Origin of the sequence: Idiomarina xiamenensis 10-D-4 (assembly GCF_000299895.1) — a bacterium.
Lineage (GTDB): Bacteria > Pseudomonadota > Gammaproteobacteria > Enterobacterales > Alteromonadaceae > Idiomarina > Idiomarina xiamenensis.
Map to the genome: position 1 here is coordinate 22,420 of NZ_AMRG01000014.1, position 21,091 is coordinate 43,510.

The window sequence follows — 21,091 nt, forward strand, 5'->3', positions numbered from 1 at the left end:
CGCAAAAGGCGCTGACCGCGCCTCTGACTGATGTTACTAGATTATACGTTGGCAACGGCATAGCGCAAAGGTTCCGGACCGATAAATAGCAAAAACCGACAAATTGATTTAGCCATCTATGCGTGTAAGTTGACTGCTATCGTGGCTCAGGTACAATTCAACAAAGCTCGTGGGGTTATAGGTTATAAGCAGGTGCTATATGAAGTGGAATGGTGAGTATATATACCCGTATGCGGAACATGGTAAAAAGAGCGAGCAGGTAAAAAAAATTACCGTTTCGATCCCCACCCGTGTATTAAAAGTGCTGACCGACGAACGTACCCGGCGGCAGGTCAAAAATCTGCGTCATGCAACTAACAGCGAATTGCTTTGCGAAGCTTTTTTGCACGCCTTTACCGGGCAGCCGTTACCCACCGATGACGACTTGCGCAAAGACAACGAACAAAAGATCCCGTTAGCGGTGCGTGAGGAACTGCAGGCGCGTGGCCTGCCGATCCCCAGCGATGACGAGCTAGAATAACGTTACAGCCAATATTCCAGCGCGGTTTCGTCACAGTGCTCGCGCCGCGGGCACAGTTCGCAATCTTTCATGACTTTTTCTGGCAACTTGTCTTTGTGCGTTAGGCTAAAGTTCATGCGTTTAAAAAACTCAGGCACCCGGGTTAATACGATCACGCGCTGAATACCCAACTCACGCGCCTTACCCATTAACCAAGCGACCAGTTCTGCACCCAAACCATGCCCTTGCGCTTGCTCAAAAAGCCCCAGCGAACGAATTTCTGCCAGCCCAGTGCCGTACACATATAAGGCTGCACAGCCGACCACTTGATCGTTTAATTCGGCCACCGCAAAGGTGTGAATGGCCTGCATCACGTCGGTTTTTGAACGCGGTAAATTCTCACCTTGCTGTGCCCAGTAACCGATCAACTCGCAGATTTTATTGACGTCGTCTAGACGCGCTTGACGGACATGACGAGTCGCCGCTTGTGCCGCATGTAGCCAGTCTTGCGCGCGTTTAATGGCATAGTGCACTTGTGCTGGCGCGGTGCCACCCAATGCTTGGCGTTTGTGCAAACCGTAAGTTAATGCGAGTGCCGGATAGACATCGTCGTCGATCAGAGCACTGATTTGTTGCATATCGCTCAGGTCGAGTTGTTCCAACGCCTTACCTTGCTGTTGCGCCAGTACCACCAAGCTACCGGTCAGGTGGTGAGCGTCGCGGAAGGGCACGCCTTTGCTGACCAAATAATCTGCCATTTCGGTGGCATTGCTATAGCCTAACTGTGCCTGCTGTTGAGCGTGCTCGACGTTGACGCTCAGCTCGGGCATGGCCAACGCTAACATGGCCAAACATTGCTGCCACTGTGCTAACGCCTCGAACACACCCTCTTTGTCTTCTTGCATGTCTTTGTTATAAGCCAGCGGTAAGCCTTTCAGGGTGACCAGCAACGCTTGTTGATGACCAAAAACGCGTCCACATTTGCCCCGTAACAACTCGAACAAATCGGGATTTTTCTTTTGTGGCATCAGTGACGAGCCGGTACTGATGGCGTCGCTCATGGCAAAACACGCCGACTCACCCGAGCAGTAAAAAATCACATCCTCGGCTAAGCGCGATAGATGCATCATGCCGTTGCTGGCGGTGTTTAATAAGTCCAATACGAAGTCACGGTCGGAGACGGCATCTAGGCTGTTTTCGCAGGCTTGGCGGAAACCCAATTGTTGCGCTAGCCAATGGCGATCAATAGCGGCGGTGGTGCCCGCTAGCGCACCACTGCCCAATGGGCAACTGTCGATACGCTTAGCCGCCTCGCGCAGACGGGTAACGTCGCGTTGTAGCATTTGCACGTAAGCGCCAGCCCAGTGACCGGCGACAATCGGTTGTGCCCGCTGTAAATGGGTATAGCCGGGAATGATGGCGTCGGCGTAGCGTTCGGCAAAAGCTAACAAGGCCTGAATAGCCTGTAAGCAAGCTTCTTGTAGCTCGTGAATGCGCTGTTTACCCCATAACCTTAAGTCGGTGGCAATCAAATCATTACGGCTGCGGCCAGTATGTAGCTTTTTAGCGACATCGCCGATTTTCTCGATCAGCTGGCTTTCCACCCAGCTATGGATATCTTCGGCTGGCGTGGCTAACGGTAAGCGTGGCTCGGCCGCTACGGCATCGCCTAACTCAGCCAGCGCCTGTTGCAATTGCGCCGCTTCGTTGGCGCTGATCAAGCCGGCTTCAGCCAACGCCGCTGTCCACGCGCGTGAAGCTTGAATGTCATAGGGCGCTAACACATAGTCGAACGCCAGCGAGTCGTTGAATTGACGAAAAGCGTCAGCGTTAGCGCTGCTAAAACGTCCACCCCATAAACTCATCAGTTACCCCCGGCTTGTTGCTGGTGCAATGCCCGAATACGGCTCGATAAGCTGTATAGGCGAATAAAGCCGGCGGCATCGCTTTGCTGATAGACGTTATCCTCGTCAAACGTGGCAAAGGCATTGGAATACAGACTGTGCGGCGAACGCCGTTGAGTCACCGTGGCCTGACCCTTGTACAGTTTAACCACTACCTCACCGGTCATGTTCTTAGCCAAGCTGTCGGCGGCGGCGACTAAGGCCTCACGTAGCGGTGTGAACCAGCGTCCGTCATACAGTAACTGGGCAAAGTCTTGGCCGATTTGTTCGCGATAGCGTAGCGAAGTGCGATCCAATACCAGTGACTCCAGCCCTTGGAGCGCTTTCACTAACACGGTGCCAGCAGGGGTTTCGTAACAACCGCGTGATTTCATGCCGACTAAGCGATTTTCAACGATGTCGATACGGCCGACACTGTGTTCGGCGGCGAGTGAGTTGAGCGTGGTAATGGCGCTGAGGGTATCGCACGGCTGACCATCCAGCGCGCTAACCTCGCCGGCGTTAAAGCTTAAGCTGACATAGGCGGCTTTATCGGGGGCTTGCTCTGGCGATTGACTCCACGTCCACACTTGCTCGCTGGGTTCGCACCACGGATCTTCTAGCTCGCCACCTTCGTGTGAAATGTGCCACAAGTTGGCGTCGCGGCTATAAATTTTAGTCGCCGAGGCACTACAGGGAATGTTGCGCTCGGCTAGATAATCTAATAACTCTTGCCGTGAACGCAGTTGCCATTCGCGCCATGGCGCAATCACACTCAGTTGCGGTGCTAACGCCGCATAGGTCGATTCAAACCGCACCTGATCGTTGCCCTTACCGGTGCAACCGTGGGCGACGGCATCGGCGCCCAGTTTCAGCGCCAGCTCTACCTGCGCTTGCGCAATAACCGGACGTGCTAAGGCGGTGCCCAACAAGTATTGGCCTTCGTAAACGGCGGCGGTTTTTAAATAAGGCTTGATCACCTGATCGACCAGTTGGTCTTTTAAATCCACCACGTAACAATCGCTCGCGCCTGAGGCCAAGGCTTTTTCTTCGACACCGATTAATTCGTCTTCACCTTGACCGACATCGGCGACAAAAGCGGTGACTTTGCACCGATAGTGCTCTTTTAGCCATGGAATGATGGCCGAGGTATCCAGCCCGCCAGAATAGGCTAAAACCACATGGTTTACAGAGTTAGTCATCGGCGTTGGCTCCTAATAAGGTGACTAAAATGGCGTTTTGTGCGTGTAAACGATTCTCAGCTTGCTTCAGTACCAGCGATTGTTCGCCATCCAGTACGTTGGCGGTCACTTCGCGGCCGCGCTGTGCCGGCAGGCAATGTAAAAAAGCTTTAGCCGATAATTGTTGCATTAATGCGGTGTTAACTTGGAACGGTGCAAAATCTTGCATCACTTGGTTGGCATCGCGTTGTTGCCCCATCGAGAACCACGTATCGGTATAAATGGCATCGCAGGGTTGTAGCTGCGCTAAACTATGCACCACGCTAATGCTGCCACCATGAGCAGCGGCTTGTTGTTGCGCCGCGGCAAGTAACTCTGGGTCGGGTGCATAACCATCGGGTGTGGCGATTTGCAGGGTCATCCCGGCTAAGGCTGCTGCGCCCATTAAGGCATGGCAGACATTGTTGCCGTCTCCGATCCAAACCACGTTTAGTTGTGCTAAAGGCCCTAGGTTTTCTTCTAGCGTGAGTAAATCGGCGAGTGCCTGACAAGGGTGACAAAGGTCGCTCAAGGCATTGATAACCGGCTTGTCGGCGGCTTCGGCCAGTTCCGTTAAGGTCTGTTGCGAAAACACGCGGGCGACGATGGCGTCGTGCCAGCAGGCTAAGTTAGCGCCAACATCGGCGGCGCTCTCGCGCTCGCCAATCAAGCTGGCTGCGTCCAAGTAAATACTGTGGCCGCCAAGCCGATTAATACCGGCGGCAAAACTGGCGCGGGTGCGTAGCGACGGCTTTTCGAACAGTAACGCAATACTTTTACCCTGCAGCGCCTGTTGATAAGCCTTAGGGTTATTTTTAATGGTGCCGGCAAGCTGCAACAACTGTTGTAACTGCGGCGCTGACAAATCGGCGATGGCCAATAAATCGTTCATAAGTCACCTAACTGCAAACAAGAATGTCATTAATAAAAAGGCAGGTTATTAAAACTGGATGCGGGTGCCGGACTGCTCGCCGTTTGCCAAACGCAGCAGGTTGCTGGCGTGCTGCCAGCCGGCTACCGCGATACTTCGTCGCGAATGTTGCGCAGCACTGAGCGCGGCATCGAGTTTTACCCGCATGCCGCCAACGACGGTGCCATCGGCAATCAGTTGTTGCGCTTGTTGGCTATTGATGGTGTCGATGAGCCGACCTTGTTTATCGAGAATGCCGTCAACGTCGGTTAACAGCACCAAATCACCGTCGACCAAGCGTGCCACCGCCGCCGCGGCTAAATCGGCGTTAACGTTCAGGCGCTGACCATCGGCGGCTTGCGCCAACGACGCCATAATGGGGGTAAAGCCCTGTGCTAATAAGGTTTCAAGTAGGTGCTTATCAGCAGCCTCGGGAATGCCGACACAACCACGGCTGTGGTCGATTTGGCAGCGAATACTGGCGCCGGCAGCGAGCGTCAGGCCAACCGCATTAAGGCCGGCTTGTTGCGCAACCGCGACTAACTGACTATTCAGGTCGCCTGCCAGCGCCCCGGCAATCACCGGTATATGTGCCGCTGGTGTCACCCGTTGTCCGTCGACTTTAGTGCTACTGAACTGAAATTGTTGCAGCCAGTGTTCGATCTGTTCACCACCACCATGCACCAATAGCAGAGGCCGTTGCTGTTGAATGCGTTGGCATACCTGTAGCAATGCCGATAGAGCCTCGCTTTGCTGCAACAGCCGGCCACCGACTTTTAGTACTAACACGGACGAGGTCATAACAACGGCTCCAGTAAACCGGCGGTTTCTGCTAAAGCGTAGCTACGATTAGCGATTTGCATGGCCTGCGCGGCAGCACCTTTGAGCAAGTTGTCGATGGCGACAACCACGATCAGTTGTTGGCCTTGTTGTTGCCAAAACACATCGGCATAAGGGGTACCGGCTACGTCGTCGATACACGGCGGGTGTTGAAACAGGCGGATCAGCGGTTTGTCGGCATAGGCCTGCTGGAATGCTTGCGCAACCTGGTCGGCACTCACGCCTGCACGCAGGCTGACACTGACGGTAGTTAGAATGCCGCGTTTAAAGGCGCCCAAATGTGGGGTAAAAACCACTTCATGGGCTAGGGTTTGCTCGATTTCGGGACGGTGGCGATGGGTAAAAATGCCATAGGGCTTTAAACTCACTTCGCAAAAACTGGTGTCTGCGCTGGCTTTCCGACCGGCGCCGGAAACACCGCTAACGGCGTTGATCACGGGTGTGCTCTGGGGCGCCAAATAGTCCGCCCGGGTTAGTGGCAGTAAGGCCAGTGCCGAGGCGGTCGGATAACAACCGGGAATGGCAAACAAACGCTGCTCGGTGGTGATGGTGGTCCACTCGCTTAACGCGTACAGCGCTTGCGTTAATAAATCAGGATGCTGGTGCGCAAAACCATAGTAAGACGGGTACTGCGAAGCATCCTGTAAACGGAAGGCACCGGATAAATCAAATACCTTCAGACCTGCGGCAAGTAATTTTGGGGCCAGCGTCAGGCTGACCTCGTGCGGCAGCGCGAGAAAAGCGACATCCGTGTCTTTTGCTACCGCAGAGAGTTGTTCGTCCTGCCATACCGTTAACGGTTGTGATAATGGCTGTAGACGAGGGTAAAGCTGACCGAGATGGCTAGCTTCGGTACGTTCAGAAACAAACGCATGAGAAGTGCGAAAATATGGGTTTTTATGCAATATCTGTAATAGCTCGGCACCGGCATAGCCGGCCGCACCGAATACCGCAGCTCTAATGGTAACGTCAGTAGCGCTTGATTTGGCTTGGTTTAACGCAGTTTGAGTCGAAGAAAACACCATGAAATCGCACAATAACAGCTAAAGATGCTGCTATTGTGCGTGATGCTTTTGCATAATTCAACAATAAAAATGCAAAAAATGTAGATAAGTATTCTTTTTTCTAGTCGGCCATGTAGTTTTTCGGCAAATCGATGCGTGCGGCACCCGATTCAACCGCCGCCACCGCGACCGCTTTAGCAACCCGTTGACATAGGCGCGGGTCTAACGGTTTTGGAATAATGTAGTCTTTACCAAAGTTCAGTTGTTCGACGCCAGCGGCTTTCAAAACACTGTCGGGAACCGACTCTTTGGCTAATTCGCGAATCGCTTCCACCGCTGCTATTTTCATTTCGTCGTTGATGGCCTTCGCCCGCACGTCGAGAGCGCCACGGAAAATAAACGGAAAGCACAGTACGTTATTGACCTGATTGGGATAGTCCGAGCGGCCAGTCGCCATGATCAAATCGTCACGCGTGGCGGCCGCCAATTCGGGTTTGATCTCGGGGTCAGGGTTAGAGCAGGCAAACACCACCGGCTTGTCGGCCATCAGTTTTAACGCCGACGGCGGCAGTAAGTCTGGGCCTGAGACGCCAACAAACACATCGGCACCCTGAATGACTTCTTCTAAGGTGCGTTTGTCGGTGTTATTGGCAAACAAGGCTTTGTATTCGTTCAAGTCGTCGCGACGGGTGTGAATAACGCCTTTAGAATCCAGCATGTAAATATTTTCGCGCTGCGCCCCACACTTTATGAGTAACTCCATACAGGCAATTGCCGCTGCGCCAGCACCCATACAGACAATTTTTGCGCTATTTAGGTCTTTACCCTGAATCTCTAACGCGTTGAGCATGCCGGCAGCGGTGACAATGGCGGTGCCATGTTGGTCATCGTGAAACACCGGAATGTCACAACGTTCAATCAGCGCTTTTTCGATTTCGAAGCATTCCGGTGCTTTGATGTCTTCCAAATTGATGCCGCCAAAGGTGTCGGCGATGTTGCTGACGGTATTAATAAAGTCCTGAGTGGTGCGGTGGCTAACCTCAATATCAATGGCGTCGAGCCCGGCAAAACGTTTAAACAGTAGCGCTTTACCCTCCATAACCGGCTTAGACGGCATCGGACCTAGGTTACCCAAGCCCAAAATGGCGGTGCCATTGCTGATCACCGCGACCAAATTGCCCTTGGCGGTATATTTATAAACATCGTCGGCGTTTTGGGCGATAGCACGGACGGGTTCAGCAACCCCGGGGCTGTAAGCCAAGGCCAGATCTTTACTGGTTTCGGCTGGCTTACTGATTTCGACGGTAATTTTTCCAGGTTTGGGGTGAGCGTGGTAATCCAGTGCCTGCTGGCGGAAGTCGGTCATAATAGGTTCACCTTCACTGCGGGTCGGCAGTGCTTAAATGTTAGTCACTGACAACGATATTTGTTACTTAACCCGTAATTGTAACTGTTTGATTTGATTTAACACATCTTACCTGCCTTAAAAAGGCCTCGCGAGATCGAATAAATTGTTAGGGTGTGTAAAATAACACCATGACAAGATGCTTAAACCATAGGGGTTAGACTAATAAGAGGCAATAAAAAAGGCGCCTTTTGGCGCCTTTTTTACAGAAAACTGAGCAACAGCATATTTTGCTGCTCGCTGCGGAGCTAACTTATTTTGATTTGATAGCGCCGAAACGTTTCTTAAATTTGTCCACACGACCGCCGGTGTCCATAACACGCTGTTTACCGGTGTAGAATGGGTGACACTCAGAGCATACGTCGACGTGCAGGTCTTCGGTACGCGTTGAACGTGTTTCGAAGCTGTGGCCACAAGAGCAGGTCACTTGGATGGCTTCGTACTTAGGATGAATACCTTGTTTCATAGGGGTAACCTCAAGTTAGGCCGCATCGCTATCTGGTCGCTGAACGCCAGACACCATACGTAAAAGTATCAATAACAAACACCGGGCTAAATGACTAAGCATGACAGTATCAGCTTAAAAAAGCAGCGGCATTTAAGAGCGGCGCATCATACTCGATCAAGCGCTAATGATCAAGCGCCTTGCTGTCGCCGATGTGGTGCCGTGTTCACCGCTTGACGCTGTTTGCTTGCACGCAGCGCTAATGCACCGCAAAATAGCCGCTATGACTGCTGATACTCGCATTATACGGGTGGCGTTGCCCGTCCCACTTGCACAACTGTATGACTACGACTTGCCACTGGCGCAGGATATCGTGGTCGGTGCACGGCTGCGTGTGCCTTTCGGGCAGCGACAGCTGGTTGGCATCTGTATGGCCGACCAGGTCGATGCCGAGGGCGAGTTTCAGCGTAAGCCCGCGTTGGCGGTCATCGACGACCAGCCCTTGTGGCCGCAACCGATTTGGCAGTTGCTCAATTGGGCCGCGGGCTACTATTGTCATGCGTTGGGCGATGCCTTGGCGCACGCCATGCCGGTGCTGCTGCGTAAGGGCGAAGCCGCCGCCTATCAAAGTCAGCGTTATTACCGTTTGAGCGAAGCCGGTGAAGACATTGACATTAATGCGCTTAAGCGCGCGCCACAGCAACAGCGTTTGCTCAATGCGCTACGTCAAGGGCCATTGAGTAGCGCGCAAATCAATGCTACTGACGAGGGCTTTAGTGCCGCGGCTCTGCGCGCGTTACAAGAAAAAGGCTGGGTGCATGCCGAGCAACGCAGCCGACGTGCGCCGAGCTGGCAGCTGCAGCAGGCCGAAGCGCCGTTACCACTCAATAAAGAACAGGCGATTGCGGTGGCGGCGATCAATCGTGCTAGCGGCGCCGCCACCTATTTGCTTGAGGGTGTGACCGGTAGCGGTAAAACTGAAGTGTACTTGCAAGCCATGGCCGAGGTTTTGGCGCGCGGTCAGCAGGTGCTGTTGTTGGTGCCCGAAATCGGCTTAACGCCACAAACTTTGGCGCGCATGCAAGCACGCTTTGCGGTACCGATCGTGATGTTGCATTCGGGGCTAACCGACCGTGAGCGCTTAGATGCTTGGTTGGACGCTCGCGATGGTGGTGCGGCCATCGTGGTTGGTACTCGTTCGGCGATTTTTACGCCGTGTCAGCGCTTGGGCATGATCATCATCGACGAAGAACACGATGCGTCGTTTAAACAGCAAGATGGTTTTCGCTACAACGCCCGCGATTTAGCCGTAAAACGCGCTCAATTAGAGCAAGTGCCGTTGCTGTTGGGGTCGGCCACGCCGTCGCTAGAAAGTTTAGAAAACGCGCGTCAGCAGCGCTATCACTGGTTGCAATTGAAGCAACGCGCTGGTGGTGCCAAGGCGGTTAAGCACCGTGTTATCGATCTAAAGCAGCAACCGTTAGAGGCGGGTTTGTCGACGCCACTATTAACGCTGATGCAAACCACCCTTGATAAGGGCGAGCAAGTACTGCTGTTCTTAAATCGTCGTGGCTATGCACCGGCGTTGATGTGTCACGAATGTGGTTGGTTGGCGCAATGCCCACGTTGTGATGCCTACTTTACCGTGCACCAACAACTGGGCCTGTTGCAATGCCACCATTGCGGCACCCAACGACCGTTACCGCGCCAGTGCCATGATTGTGGTTCGACGCAATTGGTCGGCCGCGGTGTTGGCACCGAGCAATTAGAACAGGTGTTGAGCAAACGCTTTCCCGACCATCCGGTGTTACGCATTGACCGCGACAGCACTCGCCGCAAAGGCGAGTTAGACAAACATTTACAAGCCGCCACCGAGGCTCGCTACCCGATCTTGCTGGGTACACAGATGCTAGCGAAGGGACACCATTTTCCACAAGTCACCTTGGTGGCCTTGTTGGATGTTGATGCTGCCTTATACAGCGCCGACTTCCGCGCACCGGAGCGGCTCGGACAATTATATACCCAGGTTGCGGGGCGCGCCGGGCGTGCTGAGAAAGCCGGTATGGTGGTGTTGCAAACCCACCATCCAGAACACGATTTAATTCAAGATCTGATTAATAACGGTTATGGCCATTTTGCCCTGACTAGCCTGCAAGAGCGTCAGCAAGCGGCGTTGCCGCCCTGCAGTCATTTGGCCTTGTTTCGCGCCGAAGGCATGCAGCGCGAACAAGTGATTGCGGCGTTAGACGCGCTCAGTGCGCAGTTACCCACGCACCCGCAAGTGCAAGTGCTGGGGCCGTTACCGGCATTGATGGAACGGAAAGCCGGACGTTACCGTTATCAACTATTATTGCAATGCGAGCAGCGCGCGATTCGACAACAGTTACTGCAACACGTACTACCCACGTTGGCGCGTTTACCGGAATTACGCAAAGTGCGCTGGTCACTGGATATTGACCCGCAAGATTTCAGTTAACGTCACGGTTTTTTTTATTGAGCCGAGCGATTACACTATAGCCTTACCCAAATTGACTGCGCCCGCAGTGTTTTTTCGCCGTTGTTAACGTTATTCATCGTTTTTAATTAGGTAGTCGCGTCCATGAAAGAAGCATTACAACAGTTGCTGACTCAAGCCGTTGAGCAGTTAAAAGTCTCGCAAGTGATCCCCGCCGATAGTCAACCGCGGATCCAGCTAGACCGACCACGCGACAAAAGCCACGGCGATTTTGCCAGCAATTTAGCGTTGATGTTGGCAAAAACGGCGAAAATGAATCCGCGCGCGTTAGCCGAGCAATTGATCGCCGCCTTACCGGCCAATGACTTGATCGCTAAAGCCGACATTGCCGGTCCCGGTTTTATTAACTTCACCATTAGTCAACAACAGCTATTGGGGCAATTGCAGGCGGCCTATGCCAGTCAACGCTTGAACGTCGAATTGAGCGCTGAACCGGATTGCGTGGTGATTGATTACTCGTCACCAAACTTAGCTAAAGAAATGCACGTTGGTCATTTGCGCTCGACCATCATCGGCGATGCGGTGTCGCGTACGTTGGAGTTTCTGGGCCATCAGGTCATTCGCCAGAATCACGTTGGCGATTGGGGCACCCAGTTTGGCATGTTGCTGGCGCATATGGAGGAATTAGATGCCAGCGATAGCCAGTGGCAGTTAAGTAACCTAGAGACCTTTTACAAAGCAGCGAAAAAGCGTTTTGATGAAAGCGAAACCTTTGCCGACCGTGCGCGGCAGTTGGTGGTATCGTTGCAATCCGGCGACCAATATTGCAATCAGCTATGGCAGCAGTTTATCGACATCTCGCTGAGTCACTGCCAAGAGGTCTATGACCGTCTGGGCGTTAAGCTGACTCGCGCCGACGTGATGGCGGAAAGCGCTTATAACGATAAGCTGGCGGGGGTGATTGAACATTTACGCGAGCGCGGCTTATTGGTCGAAGACCAAGGCGCGCAATGTGTATTTTTAGACGAGTTCAAAGGTAAAGACGGCGAGCCGCTGCCGGTTATCGTGCAGAAAAAGGGCGGTGGTTACTTGTATGCCACCACCGACTTAGCGGCCATCGAATATCGTCAAAAACAATTGGGCGGTACGCGTCTATTGTATTTTGTCGACCAACGCCAAAGTTTGCATTTCCAGCAAATTTTCACCTTAGCGCGTAAAGCTGGCTTTGTTGAGGGCGAACTGGATATTGAACATTTAGCCTTTGGCATGGTGTTGGGCAAAGATGGCAAGCCATTCAAAAGCCGTGATGGCGGCGTCACCAAGTTAGCCGACTTGTTGGACGAAGCGCAGCGCCGCGCGTTAACTCTGTTGCAGCAAAAAGACAACGAGCTCAGCCCCGCGCAGCAGCAACATGTGGCCGAAGTGGTGGGTATTAGCTCGGTGAAGTACGCCGATTTATCAAAAAACCGCACCAGCGACTACATGTTTGATTGGGACACCATGCTCAGTTTTGAGGGTAATACTGCACCGTATTTGCTGTACGCCTTTACCCGGGTACGCAGTGTGTTCGAAAAAGCGGGTATTGATATGGCTGAAGTGCCGGGTGAAATCATCCTTGAGCATGAAAAAGAACAGGCGTTGGCTAACCAGTTGGTGAAGTTTAATGAGACGCTGCAAAGCGTCGCTAATAAGTGTATGCCGCACTTTTTATGCGGCTACTTATTTGACTTAGCCGGCGCCTTTTCTAGCTTTTACGAGCATTGCCCGATCCTGAACCAAGATGACGCGGCGTTGCGTAATAGCCGCTTAAAATTGTCGGCGTTGACCGCCCGTACGTTGCAGCAGGGCTTAGCGTTGCTGGGTATCGATACGCTAGAGAAGATGTAAAGGAAGTTTATGGATTACGTCAATCGCAAGCGGCCGCAACCGAAAAAGGGAGCTGGCAAGGGCAAAGGCAAACGCGGTGCTGCCGCAAAAGCGAACACGCAGAAAGTCGCTAAGCCGGTGCCTTGGCTGATTGTTATCTTAGCGTTGGTGTTGATCGGAGGGTTTGCCTACCTGCTGTATCAGATTAACGGTAAGGGTGAAGAAAAAGCCGCTGCGCAAAAGCTGGATACCAGCAAACAAGCGATTGACCAGTTGCCCGAGCTGCCAGAAGAACGTTGGCAGTACATTGAAGAGCTGGAAAATAAAGAAGTACAGGTTGATGTTCCTGAGTTGCAAGCGGGGCCACCGAAACTGATGCAATGTGGCTCGTTTCGTAGTCAATCTGACGCTGAGTCTTTGCGTGCGCGCATTGCTATGGTCGGGCTAGAGTCACAGGTGCGCGCCTCGGAGGGCAGCAATGGCCGTTGGTATCGGGTGATTTTAGGCCCCTACGAGACTAAACGTGCGGCCGAGCGTGACCGGCATAAGCTACAGCGCTCGCAAGTCTTCGGTTGTGCTATCTGGAACTGGAATCTGGATTAAGCGCTTTTACGGCGGTTAACGTGATTGACCGTTGAAAAAGCACTAACGCATCCTCATGTTGAGAGTAAAGCAGCCGCCTTTGGCGGTGAGGATAGCATTTTGACTACGATAGTATCTGTACGCCGCGGCGATACCGTTGCCATTGGCGGTGACGGTCAAGTCTCGCTCGGTAACACCGTGATGAAAGGCAATGCGCGCAAGGTGCGTCGTTTATATGGCGACCGTGTGCTAGCTGGATTTGCCGGTGGCACTGCCGACGCATTCACGTTGTTTGAACGTTTTGAAGCCAAACTGGAACAGCACCAAGGCCATCTGATGAAGGCGGCGGTGGAGCTGGCTAAAGATTGGCGTACCGACCGCGCATTACGGCGTCTAGAAGCGCTGCTTGCAGTTGCCGACAAACACACCTCACTGATCATTACCGGTAACGGCGATGTGGTACAGCCGGAAATGGACTTAATTGCCATTGGTTCCGGCGGTCCGTATGCGCAATCCGCCGCACGTGCGCTGTTAGAAAACACCGATTTGGGTGCCGCCGAAATTACCCAAAAAGCGCTGACCATCGCTGGTGATATTTGCGTATACACCAACGGCTATCAAACCATTGAAACGACCGAGTCGGTTGCCGCCGATCCGCTCAGTAAACGGGAGTCCTAAGATGTCGAACATGACCCCAAAAGAAATTGTTCACGAACTAAATCGTCACATTGTTGGCCAAGATAAGGCTAAGCGTTCGGTCGCGGTGGCGTTGCGTAACCGCTGGCGGCGGATGCAGTTAGATGATGAACTCAGACCGGAAGTTACGCCTAAGAATATTTTGATGATCGGCCCTACCGGTGTCGGTAAAACCGAGATCGCGCGACGTTTAGCAAAACTGGCGCGCGCGCCGTTTATTAAGGTGGAAGCGACTAAGTTTACCGAAGTGGGTTATGTCGGTAAGGAAGTTGAGTCGATCATTCGTGATTTGATGGACGCGGCGGTTAAACAAACCCGCGAGCAAATGATGGAGAAAGTTCGCTTTCGCGCCGAAGAAGCTGCCGAAGAGCGCATTTTAGATGTGCTGTTACCACCGGCAAAACGCGGTTGGGGCAACGGCGACAGCGAGTCGGATAGCGACGAGCAGAAGCATAGCCGCCAAGTGTTTCGAAAAAAACTGCGTGAAGGTCAGTTAAACGAAAAAGAAATCGAAATCGACGTCGCCATGCCGCAAATGGGGGTGGAGATCATGGCGCCGCCGGGCATGGAAGAAATGACGAATCAGCTGCAGAGTATGTTCCAGAATCTCGGCAGCGATAAAACCAAGTCGCGTAAATTGAAAATTAAAGACGCGATGAAGCTGTTGATTGAAGAAGAAGCGGCCAAGTTGCTGAACCCCGAAGAAGTCAAAGAAGCGGCGATTGAGTCGGTCGAGCAAAACGGCATCGTGTTTTTAGATGAAGTCGATAAAATTTGTAAGCGCGGCGATAGCAGCGGCCCCGATGTCTCGCGTGAAGGCGTGCAACGTGACTTACTGCCATTGGTTGAGGGCACTACCGTTAATACCAAACACGGTATGGTAAAAACCGACCATATTTTGTTTATTGCATCGGGTGCGTTTCAGATGAGCAAGCCGTCGGACTTGATCCCGGAATTACAGGGGCGTTTGCCGATTCGGGTGGAATTAGATGCGTTAACGACCGCTGACTTTGTGCGCATTTTGACCGAGCCCAAGGCCTCTTTAACAGCGCAATATATCGCCCTGATGAAAACCGAAGGCGTCGATATCAGCTTTACCGACGATGGTATTCAGCGTATCGCCGAAACCGCTTTTCAGGTCAACGAAAGTACCGAAAACATCGGCGCACGCCGTTTGCATACGGTATTAGAACGTTTGATGGAAGAGTTGTCGTTTGACGCTAGCGAGCGTGATGGCGAGGCCATTACTATCGATGCCGCTTATGTTGATAAGTACTTAGGTGAGTTAGCGGCCGACGAGGATTTGAGCCGCTTTATCCTGTAAAACTGTTTTGGTCGGCGTTCGCTTGCGGACGCTGACCTCTTTCTGCTAGTAGTTGGCTGGCGTGGCGTTCTGCCAACGGCGGCGACAACAGGTAACCCTGTATCACATCGCAATCCAGTTCTTGCAGTAATTTCAGCTGTTGCGGGGTCTCTACACCCTCGGCCACAACCTGCTTACCGAGGCCGTGTGCTAAACGAATCAAGGCTCGCACAATGGTAATGTCGGCTTGGCTTTCTTGTAATTCGGCAATAAAGCTGCGATCAATTTTGATTTTATCGATGGGTAGGCGACGCAAATAAGTGAGCGACGAATAACCCGTACCAAAATCATCGATAGCGACTTTAATACCTTGTTGCTTTAACGAGCTAATGACATTGGTGCCGGTTTTTAAGTCGGACATGGCAACGTTTTCGGTGATTTCTAATTCCAAATCGTTGCTGTCGAGCTGATAACTATCTAATAGCTGACGCAGCTTATCGGCCAGCTGCGGTTGTTGGAAATGCTTAGCCGATAAGTTAACCGCTAAGGGGACACTGAAACCTAATTGTTGGCGCCAGTCATGAATACATTTAGCGGCGTGACGGATAACCCAATCGTCTAGTTCGCTGGCCATGCCGAGCTGTTCGATGAAGGGTAAAAACTCACCCGGACCGAGCAAGCCGCGTTGTGGATGTTGCCAGCGGATCAATGCTTCGAAGCTGATTAACTGTTGGTCGGCAGTTCGCCATTGTGGCTGCAAATACAGCACAAATTCGTCGTTAGCCAAGGCACGACGTAAATCCGGCTCCATATGCACCAATTGGCTGTATGGCTCATCCATACCGCGGACATAAAAGACCACCGCTTCGGCATCGAGCTGTTTCGTGTTGGCTAGCGCAATGGTTGACTTATTGAGCAGCACTTCAGCACAGTTACCATGTTGGGGGTAGCGTGCGATACCGATGCTACAACTTAAGTTAATGGTCACTTTTTCTAGTGCTAACGGACGCTCTACCGCTTGTTTAATGTCATTGGCTAGATCCAGTAAAAAGCTACGTCGTTTGAGATGATTAAACACCACCGCAAACACATCACCGCTAATACGTGATACCGCTAACGGTTGTGACGGCAGGTTTTGTAACCGCTCGGCGACGGCCATCAGTACCTGGTCACCGCCGCGAATACCGATGTTATCGTTAATGGCCTTAAAGCGATTCATACCCACCAGCATTAGCGTCAGATGACGATTATTACTGCGGCAGTGTTCCAACATCATCGGAATACGCGACACTAACGACTCGCGGTTGAGTACGCCGGTTAACACATCATGCGAGTGCAAGTACTCGGCTTTTTGAATAGCGCTAATGGCATGCCCACGTTCCGATTCTAATAACCAAATGACCACGCCGATGGCCGACATGGCCAGCGTGATCAGGTTAAATAGCGTATCTAACTCTAATGCAATTTGTATCACCGTGGCCGCGGGGTGGAGTAAATATAGGCCGACGAAAGCGATGTTTTTAAGCGCTAAAAAGGTTAATGACATAACGATTAGGCGCGGCCCCATACCGGTGCGCGCTTGCCGATATAACATTAAGGTGAAACCCAGCAACGCCACACCGCTGACAAAGTACTGTAATAAAATGCCGAGTAAAACGACCCATTGCGGCGGCAGCGGCATCACAAACACCGCATAGGTGCATAAACCGGCCATGATTGAACCTAGGTAGATCAGGCGCCGGATCGGTAGCGGTGGTAATTCGACTCGAATCGCATCAAAGGCGCCGATAACTAGGCATGACAGCGCAAAATATTGCGCCGTAATGAGTACGGTGTAACCCAGTTGATGATGCAGCGATAGGGGAAATTCAGCGAGTAATAAGTCGGGTAGTGAGAAGCGCAACGCTTGCGAAATGCCAAAAAAGGCAGTTGTTAACGCCCAGTAACGTAAATAGGGTCGATCATAGACGCGATAATAATGAAACAGCAGCAACGCTAACCCAAGCGATAAGATGCTCTCAGCGACTAGGGTAAAACTGATTGTCTGAATATCTACAAAGGGCATGCGGCCGACTCTATTCTGACGATGGTCTGGTTAAGATTATTATTATAGTTACTTGTGAGCAGAACTGCTTCGATTAAACGAGTTTTTGCGGGGAACTTCAAGCGACATTTACGTTTAATTTGATTTGTGTCGATGTTTGCGCTGTTGACTTGACTAGCCAAGGGTTATACTACCAAACTCTGTTAAGCTCTTTAGCGGCTGGTAGCTGATTAGGATGTGCACTTATGGAATACAATACCTCTGAACTTTGTGACTTATATCCCGATATGGTTGATGTGGTGGAACCGATGTTCGTTCACTACGGCGGTCGCTCGTCGTTCGGCGGCCAGTTGGTCACTATTAAGTGCTTTGAAGATAAAGGCCTGATCGAAGAGCTGGTGCAGCAAGCCGGCACGGGTAAAGTCCTGTTGATCGACGGTGGCGGCTCTAGTCGTCGCGCGTTGATCGACATTGGCATTGCTGAGCAAGCCTTAGATAACGACTGGGAAGGCATCATTTGTTATGGCGCCGTACGTGACGTCGACGCCTTGGATGAGCTTGACCTAGGCATCATGGCGTTAGCGGCGATTCCGGTCGGTGCTGATAACGCGGGTGTGGGCGAGGCTGACATTGCGGTTAACTTTGCCGGTGTTACCTTTTTACCCGAAGATCATGTCTATGCCGATAGCACCGGTATTGTGCTGTCAGCTGAACCGCTTGATATCGAATAATTGATGGCAGTGCATTACCTGCAAGCGGTTGATCCACAGCGTTGGTTACAACCGCGTCCGCAAGAAACCCGCTTGGGCCAAGCGGTGGCGACGTTGAGTGCTGAGGCGTTGCGTGATGGCGAGAGCTACGCTGATGCCCTACAAGCGGCTTATCAGGCCGGTCAACGAGTTGCCCTGATTGGTATTCCGGAAAGCATCGGCGTTAAAGGTAATTTAGGACGTCCGGGCGCCGAGTTAGCTTGGTCGGCGCTGTTACCCGCTTTACTCAATCTACAAGCGACACCGCATATTGGTGCCAACGAGCTGCTGTTGGTTGGCAGTGTCGACTGCGATGATTTACAGCAGCAAGCCGACTCGCTGGACGTTAAACAAGCGCATCAACTGCAACGTGTGCGCGAGCTTTGTGAAATGCTCGACCAGCGCGTGACGCAAATCGTCACGCCGTTATTTGCCGCCGGTTTTGACGTCATAGCGGTCGGTGGCGGGCATAATAACGCGTTACCCTTATTACGTAGTTTGGCGCAGGCCAGCGCTAGCCCTTGTGGTGCTGTTAACCTTGATCCGCACGCCGATTTTAGGCCACGCGAAGGACGCCACAGCGGCAATGGTTTCAGTTATGCGTATGTCGAAGGCGCGTTGCAGCAGTATCATGTGATGGGCTTGCATGAGGGTAAAAACTCGGCGTTGAGTTTAAAGCAACTTGCTGATGCCCAGATGCGTTATCACAGTATTCACCGTTTGTATGATATGACCTTTACCGAGGCCTTAACCGATGTTGCTGCTAAGGCCGAGAGTTGGCAGTTACCGCTGGCCATTGAGGTCGATGTCGATGCTATTCAGCATGCTCCTGCTAGCGCCATCAACCATGTCGGTGTGACCGTGGCGCAAGCCTATCGCTATGTGTCGCAATTGGCCGAGTTGAGCCACAGTCGCTATTTGCACTTGGCCGAAGCTGCGCCGGGTCTGCACCCGGCCGGATTGGCCGAGGGCCAGCGCGCGGTCGGTCAGTTGTTGAGTGAGTTGATTATCGCCTATTTACGCGGCCGTAACCGCCGCGCTTAACGTTGTTGACCCGCTACCCAAACTCGGCGTAGTGGGTTGACCCCATATTGATAGGTCAGTTCGGCCGGATCTTGAATGTCCCACAGCACTAAATCGGCGCGTTTACCGGCGGCGATTTCACCGCGATCGCTAAAGCCCAGCGCTTGCGCCGCATGGCAGGTGACCCCGCGTAAGCACTCCTCGGGTGTTAAACGAAACAGCGTAGCAGCCATCTGCAACATCAATAACAAGCTATGAATGGGTGACGAGCCGGGGTTGGCATCGGTGGCTAATGCGATTGGCACGCCATGTTGTCGTAACAACGCGATCGGTGGCTGTTGAGTGTCGCGTAGAAAATAAAAAGCACCGGGTAGCAACACCGCAACCGTACCGCTGGCAGCCATGGCTTTGACACCACTCTCGTCCAGTTGCTCCAAATGGTCGGCCGACAGCGCCCGATGTTTGGCCGCTAGCTCGGCACCGCGCATGTTGGTGATTTGTTCGGCATGCAACTTGATCGGTAGCTGGTGCGCCGCCGCCGCCGCAAAAACTCGCTCGGTTTGTGCTAAATCAAAGCCGATAGACTCGCAGAATGCATCGACCGCATCCACCAGCCCCTCGTCGTTTAACGTGGGTATGATGGTGTCGCAAATTAACTCAATATAGGCATCGGCATCGTGCTGATACTCTTGTGGTAGCGCATGGGCGGCAAGCAAGGTGGTTGTTACCGTCAACGCTAGCTCTTCGCCCAACTGTCGTGCCACTTGCAGTTGTTTGCGCTCATTCGCTAAATCTAAACCGTACCCGGATTTGATTTCGATAGTGGTGACACCCTCGGCCATCAAGGCTTGAGCGCGCTGACGCGCTAACGTTAGTAATTGTTCGCGAGTGGCGGCGCGAGTGGCTTGTACGGTGGCGTTAATGCCACCCCCCTGTTCGGCGATTTGCTGATAGCTGACGCCATGCAAGCGTTGCGCAAATTCATTTGCGCGTGAACCGGCCCAAACTAAGTGGGTATGGCAGTCGATCAAGCCCGGCGTTAGCCAGCCCTGTGCGCCATCAATAACCTGCTCCGCTTGATGTGTGGGCGCTTGCTGGCTAGCTCCGGCGTAGCCAATGACGCCGTCCGCGTCGATTAACACCACAGCGTTCTCGACGCTGCCGTAGCCTTCGTTACGCATGGTCGCTAAGTGCACATTTTCAATACGGGTGGCGAAGGTTGGTGTGGTGTTCGACATGGTGGTTGGCCTCGTCAGCTTGCATGAATGGGTTTACAGCAACTCAGCATAGTCGCCGTGGGTTACTGGTGTACAGTCTAACAATCCTCGGTTATGCTTGTATATACAATAGCGATTGAGAATCGAATTGAAGCCTCAAAGACTATCGCTAAACATCCGTTAATTTTATAAAAATCATAAAATTAACACTAATTATGCGGGCAATTTTATGGCTAAGTTTGCGCAAATCAAACAACACATTTACAAAAAGATTGCCTCGGGAGAGTGGCCGGAAAATCATCCGGTTAGTTCTGAAAACGCCTTAGCGCAACAATTCAGTGTCAGTCGTATGACTGCACGTCGCGCGCTGCAAGAGTTAACCGACGAAGGCTTGGTGATCCGCAGCCAAGGCTCAGGCACTTTCGTGGCTCCGATTAAATCGCAAACGTCGTTTATGGCGATCCGCAATATCGCCGATGAGATCCGTAGTCGTGGTCACCAGTATCAGGCGCGCGTGCATGTCTTACGTGAAGAGCCGGCGACCGGTCTGGTGGCTGAGCCGCTTGAATTAATTGCGGGCGACAGCGTGTTTCATTCGTTGGTGGTGCATTACGAAAATTCGCTGGCGGTGCAGGCCGAAGAGCGTTACGTCAATCCGCGTTTGGTGCCCGACTATTTGCGCCAAGATTACACCCAGATCACGCCGCATGAATATTTGTGTGCGGTGCAACCGTTGACCGCCGCGAGCCATCAAATCGAAGCGATAGCGCCGCAACAAGCGGTGTGCCAATGGTTACAGCTAGAAAAACCCGAACCCTGTTTACGTATTATTCGACGCACCTGGTGTGGCGAAGGCGTAGTGACATTTGCCACGCTGACGCACCCCGGTTCACGCTTTCGTTTAGGCGGACATTTAACCTTTAGTTCGCCAACAACAGCCGTATAAGGAG

At 52.5% G+C, this 21,091-nt stretch carries 18 protein-coding genes; 9 read left to right on the forward strand and 9 right to left on the reverse strand.

Annotated elements, in window-relative coordinates; translation table 11 throughout:
• Window positions 1-199: 199 nt before the first annotated feature.
• A complete protein-coding gene (gene metJ / locus A10D4_RS10770) occupies window positions 200-520 on the forward strand; it encodes a met regulon transcriptional regulator MetJ (protein ID WP_008489514.1) in 321 nt (106 codons plus the stop codon).
• A 2-nt stretch (window positions 521-522) separates the two neighbouring features.
• Here the strand turns inward: metJ and argH are convergent, their stop codons facing one another.
• From argH to rpmE, 7 genes are all read right to left on the reverse strand, one after another.
• On the reverse strand, window positions 523-2,364 hold the full coding sequence (argH, locus tag A10D4_RS10775) for an argininosuccinate lyase (protein ID WP_008489517.1): 1,842 nt from the start codon (window positions 2,362-2,364) through the stop codon (window positions 523-525).
• Window positions 2,364-3,584: an argininosuccinate synthase gene (locus A10D4_RS10780; RefSeq protein ID WP_008489518.1), complete on the reverse strand. Its 1,221-nt coding sequence runs from the start codon at window positions 3,582-3,584 to the stop codon at window positions 2,364-2,366. Before A10D4_RS10780 ends, argH begins: the two co-directional genes overlap by 1 nt.
• Window positions 3,577-4,494, reverse strand: a complete 918-nt coding sequence (gene argF, locus A10D4_RS10785) for an ornithine carbamoyltransferase (RefSeq protein ID WP_008489519.1) — start codon at window positions 4,492-4,494, stop codon at window positions 3,577-3,579. Before argF ends, A10D4_RS10780 begins: the two co-directional genes overlap by 8 nt.
• Before the next feature lie 48 nt (window positions 4,495-4,542).
• Window positions 4,543-5,313 (reverse strand): acetylglutamate kinase, encoded by a 771-nt coding sequence (argB, locus tag A10D4_RS10790; protein WP_008489520.1) that lies wholly within the window; start codon window positions 5,311-5,313, stop codon window positions 4,543-4,545.
• The gene (gene argC, locus A10D4_RS10795) at window positions 5,310-6,314 is read right to left on the reverse strand and encodes an N-acetyl-gamma-glutamyl-phosphate reductase (protein ID WP_040502890.1); all 1,005 of its coding nucleotides are present in this window, start codon (window positions 6,312-6,314) and stop codon (window positions 5,310-5,312) included. The genes argB and argC overlap by 4 nt, the downstream gene beginning before the upstream one ends.
• A 163-nt stretch (window positions 6,315-6,477) precedes the next feature.
• Window positions 6,478-7,722 carry a malic enzyme-like NAD(P)-binding protein gene (locus tag A10D4_RS10800; RefSeq protein WP_008489522.1) on the reverse strand — a complete coding sequence of 415 codons (1,245 nt, stop codon included), beginning with the start codon at window positions 7,720-7,722 and terminating at the stop codon, window positions 6,478-6,480.
• Between the two features lie 292 nt (window positions 7,723-8,014).
• A complete protein-coding gene (rpmE, locus tag A10D4_RS10805; protein ID WP_008489523.1) occupies window positions 8,015-8,227 on the reverse strand; it encodes a 50S ribosomal protein L31 in 213 nt (70 codons plus the stop codon).
• Between the two features lie 262 nt (window positions 8,228-8,489).
• Here rpmE and priA point away from each other — a divergent pair, with 262 nt between their 5' ends.
• The 5 genes from priA (at window position 8,490) to hslU (ending at window position 15,129) form a co-directional block, all read left to right on the forward strand.
• The gene (gene priA, locus A10D4_RS10810; RefSeq protein ID WP_040502891.1) at window positions 8,490-10,682 is read left to right on the forward strand and encodes a primosomal protein N'; all 2,193 of its coding nucleotides are present in this window, start codon (window positions 8,490-8,492) and stop codon (window positions 10,680-10,682) included.
• Window positions 10,683-10,805: 123 nt separating this feature from the next.
• On the forward strand, window positions 10,806-12,548 hold the full coding sequence (gene argS / locus A10D4_RS10815; protein ID WP_008489525.1) for an arginine--tRNA ligase: 1,743 nt from the start codon (window positions 10,806-10,808) through the stop codon (window positions 12,546-12,548).
• 9 nt (window positions 12,549-12,557) lie between these two features.
• On the forward strand, window positions 12,558-13,130 hold the full coding sequence (locus A10D4_RS10820) for an SPOR domain-containing protein (protein WP_008489526.1): 573 nt from the start codon (window positions 12,558-12,560) through the stop codon (window positions 13,128-13,130).
• Window positions 13,131-13,229: 99 nt separating this feature from the next.
• Window positions 13,230-13,787: an ATP-dependent protease subunit HslV gene (gene hslV, locus A10D4_RS10825; protein WP_040502892.1), complete on the forward strand. Its 558-nt coding sequence runs from the start codon at window positions 13,230-13,232 to the stop codon at window positions 13,785-13,787.
• A gap of 1 nt (window position 13,788) precedes the next feature.
• The gene (gene hslU, locus A10D4_RS10830) at window positions 13,789-15,129 is read left to right on the forward strand and encodes an HslU--HslV peptidase ATPase subunit (protein WP_008489529.1); all 1,341 of its coding nucleotides are present in this window, start codon (window positions 13,789-13,791) and stop codon (window positions 15,127-15,129) included.
• Here the strand turns inward: hslU and A10D4_RS10835 are convergent.
• Window positions 15,119-17,173 carry a putative bifunctional diguanylate cyclase/phosphodiesterase gene (locus A10D4_RS10835; RefSeq protein ID WP_008489530.1) on the reverse strand — a complete coding sequence of 685 codons (2,055 nt, stop codon included), beginning with the start codon at window positions 17,171-17,173 and terminating at the stop codon, window positions 15,119-15,121. The genes hslU and A10D4_RS10835 overlap by 11 nt on opposite strands.
• Window positions 17,174-17,397: 224 nt before the next feature.
• Between A10D4_RS10835 and rraA the strand changes: the two genes are divergently transcribed.
• Together rraA and A10D4_RS10845 are read left to right on the forward strand one after the other, a co-directional pair.
• Window positions 17,398-17,883 carry a ribonuclease E activity regulator RraA gene (gene rraA, locus A10D4_RS10840; protein WP_008489531.1) on the forward strand — a complete coding sequence of 162 codons (486 nt, stop codon included), beginning with the start codon at window positions 17,398-17,400 and terminating at the stop codon, window positions 17,881-17,883.
• Window positions 17,884-17,886: 3 nt separating this feature from the next.
• Window positions 17,887-18,945, forward strand: a complete 1,059-nt coding sequence (locus A10D4_RS10845) for a formimidoylglutamase (RefSeq protein WP_008489532.1) — start codon at window positions 17,887-17,889, stop codon at window positions 18,943-18,945.
• On the opposite strand, the gene hutI is transcribed toward A10D4_RS10845, so the two are convergent.
• Window positions 18,942-20,162 carry an imidazolonepropionase gene (hutI, locus tag A10D4_RS10850; protein ID WP_008489533.1) on the reverse strand — a complete coding sequence of 407 codons (1,221 nt, stop codon included), beginning with the start codon at window positions 20,160-20,162 and terminating at the stop codon, window positions 18,942-18,944. The genes A10D4_RS10845 and hutI overlap by 4 nt on opposite strands.
• Window positions 20,163-20,370: 208 nt before the next feature.
• On the opposite strand from hutI, the gene hutC reads away from it, so the two are divergent.
• Window positions 20,371-21,087: a histidine utilization repressor gene (gene hutC, locus A10D4_RS10855; RefSeq protein ID WP_008489534.1), complete on the forward strand. Its 717-nt coding sequence runs from the start codon at window positions 20,371-20,373 to the stop codon at window positions 21,085-21,087.
• The last annotated feature ends 4 nt before the right edge of the window (window positions 21,088-21,091 follow it).

Coding starts and splice junctions, on each gene's coding strand:
- metJ (WP_008489514.1), top strand. CDS start 200: ATGAAGTGGAATGGTGAGTATATATACCCGTATGCGGAACATGGTAAA.
- argH (WP_008489517.1), bottom strand. CDS start 2,364: ATGAGTTTATGGGGTGGACGTTTTAGCAGCGCTAACGCTGACGCTTTT.
- A10D4_RS10780 (WP_008489518.1), bottom strand. CDS start 3,584: ATGACTAACTCTGTAAACCATGTGGTTTTAGCCTATTCTGGCGGGCTG.
- argF (WP_008489519.1), bottom strand. CDS start 4,494: ATGAACGATTTATTGGCCATCGCCGATTTGTCAGCGCCGCAGTTACAA.
- argB (WP_008489520.1), bottom strand. CDS start 5,313: ATGACCTCGTCCGTGTTAGTACTAAAAGTCGGTGGCCGGCTGTTGCAG.
- A10D4_RS10800 (WP_008489522.1), bottom strand. CDS start 7,722: ATGACCGACTTCCGCCAGCAGGCACTGGATTACCACGCTCACCCCAAA.
- rpmE (WP_008489523.1), bottom strand. CDS start 8,227: ATGAAACAAGGTATTCATCCTAAGTACGAAGCCATCCAAGTGACCTGC.
- priA (WP_040502891.1), top strand. CDS start 8,490: ATGACTGCTGATACTCGCATTATACGGGTGGCGTTGCCCGTCCCACTT.
- argS (WP_008489525.1), top strand. CDS start 10,806: ATGAAAGAAGCATTACAACAGTTGCTGACTCAAGCCGTTGAGCAGTTA.
- A10D4_RS10820 (WP_008489526.1), top strand. CDS start 12,558: ATGGATTACGTCAATCGCAAGCGGCCGCAACCGAAAAAGGGAGCTGGC.
- hslU (WP_008489529.1), top strand. CDS start 13,789: ATGTCGAACATGACCCCAAAAGAAATTGTTCACGAACTAAATCGTCAC.
- A10D4_RS10835 (WP_008489530.1), bottom strand. CDS start 17,173: ATGCCCTTTGTAGATATTCAGACAATCAGTTTTACCCTAGTCGCTGAG.
- rraA (WP_008489531.1), top strand. CDS start 17,398: ATGGAATACAATACCTCTGAACTTTGTGACTTATATCCCGATATGGTT.
- A10D4_RS10845 (WP_008489532.1), top strand. CDS start 17,887: ATGGCAGTGCATTACCTGCAAGCGGTTGATCCACAGCGTTGGTTACAA.
- hutI (WP_008489533.1), bottom strand. CDS start 20,162: ATGTCGAACACCACACCAACCTTCGCCACCCGTATTGAAAATGTGCAC.
- hutC (WP_008489534.1), top strand. CDS start 20,371: ATGGCTAAGTTTGCGCAAATCAAACAACACATTTACAAAAAGATTGCC.